Here is a 14,792-nt window from a genome sequence, read left to right as displayed (position 1 = left end):
AATGGAAAAAGCAATTAATGAAATTTTAGGAACAGGTATCATTATTAGCCCGATAGTCATTATATTGGTTGAAGTAATGAAGAAGCCAAATCTTATCCCCTCAAAATGGCTGGCACCATCAGCATGTTTTGTGGGGATTTTGTTTGCAGTCGTTTTGTCTTTGACCTATCCAGATTTAGGGTCTTGGCAGCAACTTGCTATGTCTGGAATTGTTGCGGGGGCGATTGCAAGTGGCATCTATACGCAAACTAAATTAAAAAAATAGGAGGGACCAAATGAAAAAGAAAATAGTATTGTCACTGAGCCTTTTTATGGCTCTTTTTTTATTGCCAATTAATGGGTTTGCCTACACGATTAACAATGAATTTAATTTAGGTGTAAATGAAGGTAGCTCACAAGTAGCAAATAATCAGTACATTTTACTGCATGAAACGGCTAATGAAACAGCAACAGGACGCAATGAAGCACAGTATATGCAACGTTCATGGACTAGTGCTTACACTGCTTACATTGTGGGAGACGGCGGAATTGTTTATCAAGTCGGTCAACCTGGTTATGTACAGTACGGTGCTGGTTCATATGCTAATGCAAATAGTCCTGTGCAAATCGAACTACAGCATACGCACGATAAAGTAACATTTGAAAAGAATTATAAAGCGTACGTTGAATTGGCAAGAGATTCTGCTCAGAGATATGGTATTCCACTTACATTAGACACACCATTCAATCAACCAGGTATCAAGTCGCATTTATGGGTAACTCAAAATATTTGGGGCGATCACACTGATCCTTACGGTTATCTTTCTGAAATGGGCGTAAGTAAAGAAAAATTAGCATATGATTTAGCTCATGGATTTACCGATGAAAATCCGACAACTTCAGATGATAAGCCTGTCATTGATCCAACACGAGCTGGTGCAGCTAATCCGACTTTAACAGATGGAACGAATCATTCTCACATTGATCAGTTTGGGGAAATCGAAAACGCAAACTTGCACGTCGCTGGATGGCACATCGCTAACTATAAATACGAGTATATTTTCATTATGGATTACAATACTGGGAAAGAATTAGCTAGAGTAAAAGCTGATGGAATTTATAGGCCAGATGTAAATCAAGCGTATGGGACATCTGGAAATGTTGGCTATCATGTATCATTCAACATGCGTAATTTCTCTAACAAGAAAGTATACGTTATGATGCGTGCTACAAATGATCCAACAGGAAATACTAAAGGTGGAGTACAAGATTTTCATGATAAGCGTTGGTATTTAAATATTCCGAAACGATAAAAAATAGCCCCTCGTTGAGGGGCGGTACATAAAATGTAGAATGTTACGAAATTGTAATAAAAAATACACTGGTAACATTTTCGTTAAAAAATAAATACAAATTTATTAAGAATAAGTACATTTTTGTATGATAGTACACAAAAGTGTGCTAACATAAACATACAGAAAAAAGTATGTAATTTAGATAAAGCATAAAAAGTTGGTATAGTAATGGAGAGAAGTTTCTGTTTACATCATGGAACTATAAAAGAATATGCAGAATCAATCATGTCAAGTCAAAAATTTTGTTTTAACAAAAGAGAAGATCACTGGCTCGGTAATGGTGTTTATTTTTATGTAGATGATTTTGAACAAGCTAAAATATGGGCTGGTTTGTGTAAAAAAAATTTTTTAAAAAAACTAAAAAAAACAGGCGAAACGCCACTACACGAAAATACTAATGAAGTTGTATTTGAATTAAATTATACGGTTGATAAAGCAGACTATTTGAACTTAGACAGTATAACAGATAGCATGAAGTTAGATAAATTTATTGAAGAACTGAAAGAAATTGGGACTGAAATTAATTCTGATAATAAACATAAAGACATGTGTATGATTTTAGATTTTTATGTAGAATATTATGAGATAAAAGCTGCTAAATATACTTTTACTAATAAGTCGAGAAATGATAATTTAAGTTATTTAGGTATTGAAAAACATGGTGAGCAGTTTTGTATTTATGATGTAGATTCAATCAATTTTTCCAATGTCACGAAGAAAGAGGTCGTTTAATATGTTAGATAAGAAGAAGTTAAATAGTATCGCTCAAAAATTAAACGTTTCTATAAATTTTGATTCAGATACTCCTGGGGTAACTGTTGGTCATGGAGAAAGTAAAAAAATCACATCATTTGATTCTTTGATAGGTTACTTTGAAAAAGATGACAAAAATTATGATTTTCAGTATACTCAGTACGTAGTTGCAAATGAAAATGTTAAATTCAGTTCATTAAAAAATCTATCTGAGGATACGCGAAATCTTTATCAGGAGCTAAAGAACAATACTCAAGGTTCTAGTACTTGTGAGAAATTTGAAATAGCTCAAAAAATAACCAAATATAGTGGATTTACGAAGAAAACAAAAAAAATAAGTAGTAGTTCATTTGTAACAACAAATATTAATAAAAATAGCTATCCTAATAAGGGATTAAGAAGAGTTCAGACTGCCGGTGCACAGAAAAAACTTGTATTAGCTAGTTAAAAGAGGTAACTATGAATAAACCAATAATTGAATTTAATGGATATAAAGTTGAAAAAATTAATTATAAAAGCATAGATTTTAGTGACAGAGATGATATGTCTGAGGTTGAAATAAAAAATGTTGTTGAATGTGGTATTAATGACGAACAAACAAAAGGCCTTGTAGTTGTTAAGTTGTCAGTAATAGATCCTAGAAATTCTAGAGAATTAGAAATAGAAGTCACGGGTTTTTTTGATTTAAGCCTTGATATAAAAAATGAAGAGGAAGCTTATCAATACTTGAGCATTAATGGTTTAGCGATTGTTTATCCTTATGTTCGAACATTTGCTTCTATGTTGACTACTCTAGATTCTGATAAAGCAATCGTTTTACCTTCTGTTAATACAAAAGGATTCTATGAAACTTTTGATAATAAATGATATTTATTAGCTACTTTTTATAAAAGAAGGTAGCTTTTTATTTATTTAAAATAAAAAATAGTTTTGTGATATTTTCGTGGCATAAAATAAAAAAACAGCGCAGACATATTGTTAAACTAACATGGTTGCACTGTTTAAGGAAACCTCTTGCCTACAAGGTACATATAGTAATTAAGTTAGTTCTGTGTTAGAATTTTTTGAAGAGTATTATACAAGCTAAAGCTTTTCTCCATTGCCACTCAAATGAGTGGCTTTTTTATGTATTCTTTTATGGATTAATGAAAGGATGTTTCACATAGTTATACTTCTGTATATTTGAAAAGTTTTACTTTGACTTTTAAAATAGAAAGACATTTGGGTTAAATTGTGAGATAATAATAAAGAAGAGTTTAAAGCGTTCCCCAAAAACCACTTCCCCAATAAGTGTGTTACGCTTTAAACTCTTTTATACTTGAAGCTATTAAAAAGCATACCATATAACTGTAAAAAATAATGGGAAAAAGACTTATAATTGGAGTGGTAGTTAATTAGTGACTTATTTTTGATTTTATAGCACTGATACTATAAAATATAGATATCATCATATTACACAATCTTAATACTAACTTAAAAAATATCTCCTTTCATAAGTATGGTGATAAAATCCGTTCCGGGCTACCTTTTTAGGTAGCCTACTTTAATCTTTATACCTTTCTGGATCAATAAAAGTATACTTTACATAGTCAAATCGTTTATGTTTTGCTCTAACATCTGGAACATTTGTCACTACATCAAACAAAAAGTATACATCCTTCTTCATTCTCGTTTTCGCAGCAGGAATTTTAAAGTAGTTCTTATTAGAATAATGGAGATTGACTAGCAGGCTAGTTTCAATTGCTAAAAAGACTACTTCAGTATCCCAGACTTTATATAAATCTTTGACAAATTTTTCTGATGGATCGTATTTAAACCAAAGCAGATGTTCCTCTAGCTCGATTGTCATGTTTTTCACCTCAACAAAAGTATACGAACTAATGTTTGTTTTGTAAAGGATAAAAATAGGGTAGCAACCGGTACCCAAACTAGTACCCATTTATCAAAAACGACGAAATTTATGTAAATAGAAAAATAAGAATAAACATTGATGTATCAACATTTATATATCTTTAGAACAAATGAAAAGGGTGGTTCTCATAAGAAAAAGATTTGTGTAGATAAATCTAGTTTTTCACTGGCGATTGTGCAATAATAAATTAGCCATCACAACAAAGAATGAAACCCATTATTATCTAGTCTATCTCCATTCTTTTTGTTAGCAGGAGTTGTGGTGGCTTCTCGTACCCTTAGCTCAGTTGGTTAGAGCAGACGGCTCATAACCGTCCGGTCGTAGGCTCGAGTCCTACAGGGTACATATATACCAAAAGCACTCATCAATTTAATTGGTTGAGTGCTTTTTTATTGTTATTAAAAATTAAAAAACTAAAATACATACCCGAATTTCATACCCGAAAACAAAAAAAGTCATCACGTACATCTTTTTCGAAACTACCGAAGTAGCCAAAGATGTACTGATGACGTGGGTTTGGCACCCAATGGGCCGTGAGGGGCTCGAACCCGCGACCCGCTGATTAAGAGTCAGCTGCTCTACCAACTGAGCTAACGGCCCATATGAAAAGTACTTTATAATAGTAGCACTATGGACTTTAAAATGCAAGTCTGCGTTTGTAAAAATTCAAAAAAAACTTTACTTCTTTATAGGAAATCATTCATAGATTATTCATAAATGCCCCCTATTATATAAGTATACCAACCAACAAAAGTTCTTGTAAGAGAACAAACCCTAACACTTTTTCATTTTTTTACTCCTTCCCGCCGTTACCCGCGGCGGGTCTCCTAATCTTAACGATGCTTAAAGAAACAAAGAGAAAAGTCCCCATTGAAAGTTCACTTTCAATGGGGACTTTTTGTTCATTCTGGTTGCTCTATCAGTAAGTGTATCCATGCAAATTCCCGACTTGTTCGAATCCAGCAGCGATTCCTGACTGATGGAACAGAATCTGTTTGTTCTTTTGTAAAGTCACTGTCATCTCAGTACTAGCTTTTTCCCGAATGACACGATTCATCAGTCCTTTGTGAGGAGCCATCAATGGATGCCCCCCATTTTGCAGGACTTTGATCTGTAATATATATTGTTTTTGCTTGATTGTTATAATCAGCTGGTTTTCTTCGCAGAAGATATCCATGATCTTGGCACCATAATAAGTAGCAAAACGATATTCTTTCCCGTTATAATGCAATACAGAGATGATACCTAAAAAGCGGCTACCCATAAAGGGGATTTCTGCTGCAGAAAAGAAAAAATTCGCTTCGGAAGTCACAAACTGATTACATTGTGCCCAGAGATACGTAGCTGGAAAAGAACTGCCCCAATCTTTTTCCAAATAACCAATACCGTTCGTAAAATCAATGATTTTTCCATTCCATACCAAAGTTCCCTTTAAAGAATGCCTCATACTTAAGATGCCATGGTAACACTCCATAATTGAGAGATAAGAAAAAGGCCCCATAATACTCGGAGCATAGGTTGATTTGTTTAGCACAGTAAAATCGCCAAATGTGATCGTCCCTTGGATTGTTAAGTTCGGACCTTTTAATGACAGAGAAAGTCCTTTTTCACTAAATACATTTGTCCCGATCTTAACGAATAATTGATCTTCTTTGATCCATAGATCTTGAGGTTCAAAATAGAACATTTCGGAATGCTCATGATTGATGACTTGGATAAAGGGATACTTCAGGCCATCTTCCCCAACTGAATAACCGGGAATAAAGGCATAAACGTCTTTTTCGATTTGTTGCTTAAAATACCATCCTTCAAAAAAAGGATATTTTCTTTGTTCGCCTTGGAAGTATTTATCTGTTGAAATCATTCTCGTTCCCTCCGTTCAGGTACATTTTACCATGGGAGATTGAAAGCCTATGCATAAAAGGCTTCTTGATATAGAGAAGGTCTGTTATCTAGTTAGTTAGTCATAGCAAGTGGGCAATTGTATTTGTTTTTTTCCTCAATATTTTTTTAAAATGCAAAATTAGTATAAACTTTTAATCTAGTTAAGGTAACTAGATTGAATGTTTTTGATAACTTTGATAAGATGTAAATGAAAACAAAAAAGGGAGATAAAACCATGGAAAAGATGAAGCAACAATTAATCGAGTGGGGAAAAGATCTAGAAGATTTCCACTTGCCACATTGGGAAGAACTTCCTGATTTAGATCTTTATATGGATCAAGTGAGAACATTAGTCGATCGTTATCTTTCTCCAGTCATTCAAGGAGAAAAGCATCCTTTACTCACCTCATCAATGGTCAATAATTATGTGAAACTTGGGTTGATACCAGCGCCTGTCAAGAAAAGATATAACAAAGAACATGTGGCATTTTTGATTGCGATCACGACTTTGAAACAGGTCTTGACGATTCCTGAAATCAAGGAAGGTATCTTATTTCAAGGGAAAACAGTAGGAATCCGCGAAGCCTATAATTTATTTTGCTCTGAACAAGAAACTGCGGTCAAAATGGTCAGCCGACTAGCGCAAGGAGAAAATTATCCACCGTTCCTTGATCAAGAAACGCCGGTGGAATATATTGCTGTTCGGTCTGCCACTTTGTCTTTTGCGATGAAGTTATTGGCAGAAAAGACGATTAGCTTAGAAACAGAGTATTTAATTGAGGAGAAAAAAAATGAAAAATAAAATTGCTATTTTAGTAGATTCTGGTACAGATGTACCACAAGAATTAATTGAAAAATATCAGATGTATGTTATCCCATTAAAAATCATCTATAAAGATAAAGTTTATACAGATAAAGTCGATATTACGCCAGAAGAGATCTATCAAAGATTACCGCAAGAAATCCCTGGAACCTCTCTACCAGATGGCGAAACAATCACTAAGATTTTTGAAAAGATCAAAGCAGATGGCTACGATAAAGTGTTAGCTATTACTATTTCTAGCGGGTTAAGTGGTACCTTCAATATCGTACGACTGATCGCAGAACAGCAAGAAGAATTGGAAACGCATGTATTAGATACGAAGAACATTGGAATCGGAGCAGGTTTCTCTGCGATCCAAGCAGCAAAGTGGTTAGAAGAAGGAGTCGAATGGCAGACATTGATCGACAAGTTGAACGAACTAGTTGAGCACACAAAAGTGTTCTTCAATGTAGCGACTTTAGAATATCTGCAAAAAGGTGGACGTATCGGTTTGGTTGCTTCTATCCTTGGGAATGCGTTAAAACTAAACCCCATCATTTCTTGTAACGACGAAGGTATTTATTATACTGTTGGCAAGGCAAGAGGTCGTAAGAAAAGTTTAGATAAAACAGTTGGCTATGTGCGCGAACGAATTGGCACAGCAAAAGTGTTCAATCTAGCGGTTGCACACGGTGATGCGAAAGAGGAAGCCATCGCAATGGTGGAAAGACTAAAAACTGAATTTCCTCAAGCACAGCACGTTTACTTTGGACAAATCTCTCCAGCGTTAGTTGTCCATACAGGGCCGGGATTGCTAGGTGTAGGAATACAAGTTTTGGAAAACTAAATAATCGTTGAAAAGAATACCAAGAATGTAGTGAAGAAGTCTTTCGAAAAAGTCAGGTTGGAAATCCATCTGTGAAGGACAAACTATTTTCTTGGTATTTTTTTGCGGAGTTTTCCATTAATGGAGCTACGTAAGAAGGACATTTTTTAAATGACACAATATTTAATAATATATGTTATTGAAAGTTTGCAGAAAATGTTATAATCAGAAGCGGAGGATTTTTTTTATGAAAAAAGGAATTGCTGAACTTATTGGTACGTATATTTTAGTTTTTGTAGGAACGGGAGCGGCTGTACTAGGCGGTGGTGCTTCAGGAATCGTCGGTACTACTGGGATTGCATTGGCTTTTGGTTTGACGATCATTGCAGCAGCATATAGTATCGGAACGATTTCAGGTGCACATCTGAACCCAGCTGTTTCAATTGCAATGTGGTTGAACAAACGCATTACAACAACTGAATTATTTTATTATATTGCGGGACAGATCGTTGGGGCTTTTGCGGCGTCATTATCCTTGGCGGGCATATTAGATTCTGCTGGTAAAGGTGTCGACAATCTAGGGCAAAATACATTTGAAATGGGTGTAGGTGGTGCCTTGGCAGTTGAAATCATCCTCACATTTATTTTTGTATTAGTGATCATGACAGTGACAAGTCCAAGCAAAGGAAACAGTAGACTAGCAGGGATCGTTATTGGATTGACATTGACACTAGTCCATTTCGTGGGTGTACCGTTGACTGGAATGTCTGCCAATCCAGCTCGTAGTCTAGCACCAGCATTCTTAGTAGGCGGACAAGCATTGGATCAAGTTTGGGTATTCGTAGTAGCACCAATCGTCGGGGGAATCATTGCGGCACTTGTAGCAAAATACCTCTTGGAAACCGAAGATCTAGATACCATCGAAGTTTGATGTGAGGTCAGTGTCATTCTGAGTGATGACAGCAAGAAACTGTAGAAGCGAGAAACAGAAATATTCGTTTGAAGAATCGAAAATGGAAATGCTAAGGTTCAAGGAATAAAGGTCAAAAAATGTTCTTTAAATTTTGATGATTTTCGCTTTATTCTTAGAAAAGTGTTTGCCATAGTCATCGATTAGTCGAATTTAGAGGTGAGACAAAAGTGGTTTTTACTTTTGTTCCACCTTTTTTTCTTTTAAAAAAGGCTTTTGAGACCTTGTTTTTTACAGAGATGAAACATATTCGGAAATAAGTTATAATAGAAGAGTATGACAATAAATAAAAAAGAGGTGGCTCTTTATGAAAAAGATTTTAGTTGTCGATGACGAAAAGCCGATTTCGGATATCGTCAAATTTAATTTAGCCAAAGAAGGCTATGATGTTTACACTGCTTATGACGGGGAAGAAGCCTTGGAAAAAGTGACTGAGGTAGAACCTGATTTGATTTTACTGGATTTGATGTTGCCAAAAATGGATGGGCTGGAAGTGGCTCGTGAAGTACGCAAAACTTACGATATGCCGATCATTATGGTAACGGCAAAGGATTCTGAAATCGATAAAGTCTTAGGTCTAGAATTAGGCGCAGATGATTATGTCACCAAGCCCTTTTCTAATCGTGAGTTAGTCGCTCGGGTCAAAGCAAATCTTCGCAGAGGAGCAACTGCATCTAAAGAGGTAGAGGAAGAAACGCCGTCAGAATTAGTGATCGGCGATTTGACGATCCATCCAGATGCGTACATGGTAACCAAACGAGGAGAAACAATCGAATTGACGCATCGTGAATTTGAATTGCTCTTTTATTTAGCCAAACATATTGGTCAAGTGATGACCCGTGAACACTTATTACAAACTGTTTGGGGTTATGACTATTTTGGGGATGTACGAACAGTGGACGTTACAGTACGACGTTTACGCGAAAAAATTGAAGATAATCCGAGTCACCCTAATTATTTAGTGACGCGTCGAGGTGTCGGTTACTATTTACGTAACCAAGAACAGGAGTAGTTGATGAAAAGGAAAGTCCGCTTTTTTCGATCAGTCAATTTTAAAATAGCCATTACATTTATTTTGATTTTGCTGATCTCTATTGAAATTATTGGAGCGTATTTCATCCGAGGACTGGAACGTTCAACGATCAATACGTTTATCAAAGATATGAATCAGACGGTTGAATCATTAGCAACTACGATCAGCCCTGAGTTGAATCGTAAAGATAGCGCAGATACAGACGAAGTAAATGCGAATATCAAGCGATTTATTGAAACGAGTGCATCTAGCGATATTCTGGAGATGCGTGTGGTGGACGAAAAAGGGATCATACGTGGGACAACAGATGTGAGTGAGCAGAGTTCCATTGGTAAAAAAAATGATTATGTCGATATCAATGACTTCACAACCAAACGCTATGTAGCACTCGACAATGACGATAAGCGGGTGAACATCAATATTCAACCTATCCTATCCCCGACCGGTGATGCCGTTATCGGGGCTCTTTACGTCAAAAGCAATATCGAACAAAAATATTCAGAAATCAATAATACCGCACTTATCTTCTTTACTGCCTCATTGATTGCTGCATTTATCTCTATGATCGTTTCCGTCCTAGTCGCGCGTTCCATCACCCAACCAATTGGAGAGATGCGTGAGCAGGCGATTCGGATCGCTCGAGGAGATTATAGTCGGAAAGTCAAAGTCCATGGTCAAGATGAATTGGGGCAACTGGCTGATACATTCAATCAATTGGCTGAACGTATCGAAGAAGCACAAGATACGATGGAAGCTGAAAGAAATCGGCTAGATAGCGTCCTTTCTCATATGACAGATGGAGTAATTGCCACAGACCGTCGAGGCAAGGTGATCACGATCAATGACATGGCAATCTCATTGTTGGATGTAAAAAATGAAGAGGCAATCGGACAGTCGATCTTAACACTACTGGACATTGAAGAAGAGTACACGTTACGAAAATTGTTGGAAGATCCGAATGAAATGGTTCTCGACCGTTCAACGGGATTGATGGAAAGTGACCAAATGATTTTACGCGTAGAATTTTCGATGATCCGCAGAGAATCTGGATTTATCAGTGGTTTAGTTGCGGTTCTTCACGATGTCACAGAGCAAGAAAAAACAGAAAGAGAACGACGTGAGTTCGTATCGAATGTTTCACATGAATTGCGGACACCATTGACGAGTATGCGTAGCTATATCGAAGCATTAAGTGAAGGTGCTTGGAAAGACGAAGAAGTTGCCCCTAACTTTTTAAAAGTTACGCTAGATGAAACGGATCGGATGATTCGGATGATCAATGATCTGCTAAATCTTTCAAGGATGGACACAGGAAATACGCAACTTCAACTAGAATATGTGAATTTCAATGAACTAGTCAATTTTGTACTTGACCGATTTGATATGATGGTTGGTAATCAGGAAAAAAATTATCGGATCAAAAGAGAATTTACCCAAAGAGATCTATGGGTGGAAATCGATACAGACAAGATCATTCAAGTGGTGGATAATATCATGAATAATGCAATCAAATATTCTCCAGATGGTGGAACGATCACCTGTCGATTACTAGAAACACACAATAATGTGATTTTAAGTATTACAGACCAAGGGCTAGGGATTCCTAAAAAAGACTTGAACCGAGTTTTTGAGCGCTTCTACCGTGTTGATAAAGCACGAGCAAGAGCCCAAGGAGGAACTGGGCTGGGTCTTGCGATTTCAAGAGAAGTGATAAAAGCACATCGTGGTGCAATCTGGGCAGAAAGTAAAGAAGGACAAGGTTCAACTTTCTATATTTCTTTACCATATGAACCTTATGAGGAGGAATGGTGGGAATGAAAATATCTGAAAAAGTTGTTCGGATCGGACTGATTTTGATGATTGCTTTAAGCATCTATTTCTCTTATGCCATTTGGTTAAGCCCAGCAGGAAAGACATCGATCAATGTCGATGAAACTAGCTCGCAAGTAGTGGAATCTCAAAATTATCGTAAAGCATCAGAGGTATTTCTACCGTTGCATCTAACTTGGATAAATGCTGGATCGCTGAAAGAAACAAACAGTGAGAATCTTATTACCCGTTTACAAACGGTCGTTGAAGGGGCAAGATTTGGTCGACTTTCTGAAGTGGTTTCTGGAAACTTAGAAAAGTTCAATCAGACAAAAACAATTGATGAGGGTGTCGAACTTACGTATAATGCACCTTTGCTTTTAAGCGAATATAAAGATGCCTTTCATTTGAATTTTGATATTTCAGCAATTACCAAGGAAGATGATACGCCTTATTTCAATCGTATCCAATTTGATGAGAAAAAGGATAAAGTACGTTTTATCAATTATTCTGATCACACGATTTATGAGGCGAGTATTTCGATCGATTGGTCGGATCTAGAGAAAGAATTAAAAGCTACAGGTATTAAATGGACAGAAATGAATGCTGAACCATCTATCATGCCAACGCAGTATGATACAAAAAATCCGGTGAAACTGAAGAAATATAGTTACATCTTGTCACAACAACCATACACAGTATTTCGAAATGCTTTTTTTCAAAAACCTGATGAAGTAAAGAATAATGATGAGAGCAGTGAATTGATCTTCTATGATAGAAATGAAACGATGTCGATCCACTCGGACACACAAGTCGTTGATTTTCGGGGAGAAACTCCGGAAGAAGCCTCTGGCGATATTTTTTCCGAAAGTTTCCCTTACATTAGTAAGCTAGGTAGTTCTCTTGGTAATATGCGCTACTTTGATCGTAAGGAAAATAAAATCGATTATCGGATATTTGTAGAAGGATTTCCCGTCTTTAGTTCGGATAGTAAGGGACAGGTTGGAATTGAGATTGGTGATGATTCCGGCGGGTCTGAGGTAAATATCCAAACAAGTTTGAATACGATCCAAGTGCCGATCCCTTCTGATGAGGAAGTAGAATTACCGAATACAGAAAATGTGATTCAAAATTTAGTCGATAAAGGTGCAGATAAAGGGAAAATCCAATCGATCATCGTAGGGTATACATGGCAAAATATCAAAGAAACGAATCGTGTCGTCGATCTATTGCCAGAATGGTATGTGAAATATCAAGAACAATGGTATTCCGTAAGTGAGTTGCTTGTAAGGTTACCTGGATCGGAGGCGAAATAAATGGATTTCAAAAAGATTGAATGGATCTTTTTCGTTGCCTTTTTAGGTCTTAACATTTTCTTATTCAGTAGTTACCATGACGCTGTAAATCAAGAAAACAATGTTATTCGCTCTGATCAAACAGAATCGATCCAGCAACGCCTTGCCAGTGATGACATCTCATACACAGGGAAGATCTCCTCTGAAAGTCGTCAAGGGTATTACCTTAGTGCAGAAGAAACAGATCTTAGCAATGTGCTGACGGATTATCGCCGTAATTCAGATAAAAGAGGTTTGTTAAGTAGCGGGGTCGTATTAAATGATGATGTGCTAACAAAGACGTTATCAGAAACAGAATCAGAAAAGAGTACGTTTGATCCTGATCAGTTAGGTCATTCTGTTGCAGATTTTTTAGCTAATAAAGATGATGTATTGTTTGGCACTGATTATATGTATATGAAGCATTTCTCGACACTAGGTGGAGACTCTCCTGAAATTGAAGCAAGTCAAGTGTACGAAGGTTTACCTTTCTATGATGATACAGCGAAAATCGTGTTTTCATTGGATAAGGTAGATAACCGCTACGCAGTCACCAAATACACCCAGACACATCTTTCAGGTATTGAACAGCTACGTGAGAAAACAGAATTACACACAGAAGAAGATGCAATCAAAACATTATATATAAATAACAAAATTTCCCGAGGTTCAAAGATTTTATGGCGACAATTGGCGTACTCCTGTATTCTTAAAGTACGTGAAAAAAATGTTTGTGTACCTATCTGGTATGTAGCAATCGAAACAGCTGATAAAGTAACACAAGTTGAATCAGTCAATGCATTCAGTAATACGATTGTTACAAATAATACGATTCCAAAGGTGGAAGATCATTAAAAAAGTAGGTATAATGAAAAAAGTTTACAAAGTAAGAAGGGAAGTAGTGAAATGGCTGAAGAAAAACCAGCTTTCAAAATCAGTATCCTAGCAAGCGGAAGCTCTGGAAATTCACTTTATATTGAAAGTGATAAAAAGCGACTTCTGGTGGATGCTGGACTCAGCGGGAAAAAAATTACTTCTTTAATGGCACAGATTGATCGGACACCTGACCAGTTAGATGGGATTTTAGTAACGCATGAACATCGAGACCATATTCATGGGGTCGGTGTATTAGCGAGAAAGTATCATTTAGATGTCTTTGCCAATGAAAAAACTTGGGAAGCGATGTCGCCGTTGATCGGAAATGTTCCAATTGAGCAAAAACATTTATTTGAAATGGGGAAGGTTCAAACTTTTGGCGATCTAGACGTTGAAAGTTTTGGTGTATCACACGATGCAGCAGCACCTCAATTCTATCGTTTCTATAAAGAAAATCGGTCATTTGTCATGTTGACAGATACCGGATATTGTAATGATCGTATGCGTGGGATCATCAAGAATGCAGATGGCTATCTTATGGAAAGCAATCATGATCTGGAAATGCTTCGTATGGGACCTTATCCCTGGAATCTAAAGCAACGGATTCTAGGGGATCGAGGCCATCTTTCTAATGAAGACGGGGCGCTAGTCATGACAGATGTGATTGGTGACCGAACAAAACGGATCTATCTGGGACATTTAAGTAAAGAAAACAATATGAAAGAACTTGCGCATTTAACCATGGAAAATGTCCTTAAAGAAAAAGATCTGGGTGTTGGTTATGACTTTGATGTCTATGACACAGATCCAGATGAAGCAACGGAACTATTTTCAATATGATCGATCCATGATTAGAGAAAAGTAGGGCTCTTTGTCAAATGATGTTGGTAAGGAGAAATCTTAGAATAATTTGGACAGGACAGAAAGAAGGAAACCTCTTTCTGTTCTGTTTATTTGGTTAAAAATGTTTTGCCATGACGAATCATGATCCGTAGTTTGAAATTGTAAAAGCTGCGAAAGCCGTACGCATTGCGTTTTAATACTTTGATGTGGTTGTTTAAACATTCCAATGGTCCATTTGAATAGCTGTAGTGAAGCGCATTTTGGATCTGTGGCAGAAACTTTTTAAACGTTCGTAAAGTGGTTGTATAGGTTTCAGGAAGACCGCTGACTTCTCTGTTTAAACAGTCCTCAAATAATGACTGATCTCTTTTCTTTACCGCATAAAGAATGTCTTGGTATAACTGATAGCCTTGGCA

At 36.5% G+C, this 14,792-nt stretch carries 16 protein-coding genes and 2 tRNA genes; 14 read left to right on the top strand and 4 right to left on the bottom strand.

Translation table 11 applies throughout. From position 1 onward, the window contains the following. Nucleotide 1 precedes the first annotated feature (1 nt). The 5 genes from ED2_RS12505 (at nt 2) to ED2_RS12485 (ending at nt 2,954) form a co-directional block, all read left to right on the top strand. Complete coding sequence (locus tag ED2_RS12505) at nt 2–265, top strand: holin (protein ID WP_002352300.1); 264 nt, start codon at nt 2–4, stop codon at nt 263–265. A gap of 10 nt (nt 266–275) precedes the next feature. Further along, nucleotides 276–1,292, top strand: a complete 1,017-nt coding sequence (locus ED2_RS12500) for a peptidoglycan recognition protein family protein (RefSeq protein WP_060789857.1) — start codon at nt 276–278, stop codon at nt 1,290–1,292. A 267-nt stretch (nt 1,293–1,559) separates the two neighbouring features. Beyond that, nucleotides 1,560–2,066, top strand: a complete 507-nt coding sequence (locus tag ED2_RS12495; protein WP_164703930.1) for a hypothetical protein — start codon at nt 1,560–1,562, stop codon at nt 2,064–2,066. Nucleotide 2,067: 1 nt separating this feature from the next. After that, nucleotides 2,068–2,535: a hypothetical protein gene (locus ED2_RS12490; RefSeq protein ID WP_002330264.1), complete on the top strand. Its 468-nt coding sequence runs from the start codon at nt 2,068–2,070 to the stop codon at nt 2,533–2,535. A gap of 11 nt (nt 2,536–2,546) precedes the next feature. Further along, nucleotides 2,547–2,954 carry a protein-export chaperone SecB gene (locus tag ED2_RS12485; RefSeq protein WP_060789855.1) on the top strand — a complete coding sequence of 136 codons (408 nt, stop codon included), beginning with the start codon at nt 2,547–2,549 and terminating at the stop codon, nt 2,952–2,954. 676 nt (nt 2,955–3,630) lie between these two features. Here ED2_RS12485 and ED2_RS12480 read toward each other — a convergent pair. Further along, complete coding sequence (locus ED2_RS12480; RefSeq protein ID WP_058139234.1) at nt 3,631–3,936, bottom strand: DUF5960 family protein; 306 nt, start codon at nt 3,934–3,936, stop codon at nt 3,631–3,633. Between the two features lie 334 nt (nt 3,937–4,270). Between ED2_RS12480 and ED2_RS12475 the strand changes: the two genes are divergently transcribed. Next, nucleotides 4,271–4,344 (top strand) — tRNA-Ile (locus ED2_RS12475). A 182-nt stretch (nt 4,345–4,526) separates the two neighbouring features. Here the strand turns inward: ED2_RS12475 and ED2_RS12470 are convergent. After that, a tRNA-Lys gene (locus tag ED2_RS12470) sits at nt 4,527–4,599 on the bottom strand. Between the two features lie 319 nt (nt 4,600–4,918). Beyond that, on the bottom strand, nt 4,919–5,863 hold the full coding sequence (locus tag ED2_RS12465; RefSeq protein WP_016177674.1) for a tocopherol cyclase family protein: 945 nt from the start codon (nt 5,861–5,863) through the stop codon (nt 4,919–4,921). A 255-nt stretch (nt 5,864–6,118) separates the two neighbouring features. Between ED2_RS12465 and ED2_RS12460 the strand changes: the two genes are divergently transcribed. The 8 genes from ED2_RS12460 (at nt 6,119) to walJ (ending at nt 14,373) form a co-directional block, all read left to right on the top strand. Continuing rightward, nucleotides 6,119–6,685, top strand: a complete 567-nt coding sequence (locus ED2_RS12460) for a DUF1836 domain-containing protein (protein WP_005878940.1) — start codon at nt 6,119–6,121, stop codon at nt 6,683–6,685. Further along, nucleotides 6,675–7,532 carry a DegV family protein gene (locus ED2_RS12455; RefSeq protein ID WP_016177675.1) on the top strand — a complete coding sequence of 286 codons (858 nt, stop codon included), beginning with the start codon at nt 6,675–6,677 and terminating at the stop codon, nt 7,530–7,532. Before ED2_RS12460 ends, ED2_RS12455 begins: the two co-directional genes overlap by 11 nt. A 226-nt stretch (nt 7,533–7,758) precedes the next feature. Then, the gene (locus ED2_RS12450) at nt 7,759–8,442 is read left to right on the top strand and encodes an MIP/aquaporin family protein (RefSeq protein WP_005878936.1); all 684 of its coding nucleotides are present in this window, start codon (nt 7,759–7,761) and stop codon (nt 8,440–8,442) included. 346 nt (nt 8,443–8,788) lie between these two features. Then, nucleotides 8,789–9,493 carry a response regulator YycF gene (gene yycF / locus ED2_RS12445; protein WP_005878934.1) on the top strand — a complete coding sequence of 235 codons (705 nt, stop codon included), beginning with the start codon at nt 8,789–8,791 and terminating at the stop codon, nt 9,491–9,493. A gap of 3 nt (nt 9,494–9,496) precedes the next feature. Further along, on the top strand, nt 9,497–11,332 hold the full coding sequence (gene walK, locus ED2_RS12440) for a cell wall metabolism sensor histidine kinase WalK (RefSeq protein WP_005878932.1): 1,836 nt from the start codon (nt 9,497–9,499) through the stop codon (nt 11,330–11,332). Continuing rightward, nucleotides 11,329–12,639 (top strand): YycH family regulatory protein, encoded by a 1,311-nt coding sequence (locus ED2_RS12435; protein ID WP_005878931.1) that lies wholly within the window; start codon nt 11,329–11,331, stop codon nt 12,637–12,639. The genes walK and ED2_RS12435 overlap by 4 nt, the downstream gene beginning before the upstream one ends. Continuing rightward, entirely contained in the window at nt 12,640–13,512 is an 873-nt protein-coding gene (locus tag ED2_RS12430; protein ID WP_016177676.1) for a two-component system regulatory protein YycI, read from the top strand. It abuts the gene before it with no gap. A 51-nt stretch (nt 13,513–13,563) separates the two neighbouring features. Next, nucleotides 13,564–14,373, top strand: a complete 810-nt coding sequence (gene walJ / locus ED2_RS12425; RefSeq protein ID WP_005878927.1) for an exodeoxyribonuclease WalJ — start codon at nt 13,564–13,566, stop codon at nt 14,371–14,373. Nucleotides 14,374–14,483: 110 nt separating this feature from the next. Here walJ and ED2_RS12420 read toward each other — a convergent pair. Beyond that, the coding region (locus tag ED2_RS12420; protein WP_164703929.1) for a transposase at nt 14,484–14,792 on the bottom strand (309 nt) is incomplete at its 5' end.

Origin of the sequence: Enterococcus durans NBRC 100479 = LMG 10746, from assembly GCF_001544215.1 — a bacterium.
GTDB classification, from domain to species: Bacteria; Bacillota; Bacilli; order Lactobacillales; family Enterococcaceae; genus Enterococcus_B; species Enterococcus_B durans.
Note: the sequence above shows the minus strand (reverse complement) of the source record. Positions and strands in the feature narration are given on the sequence as shown.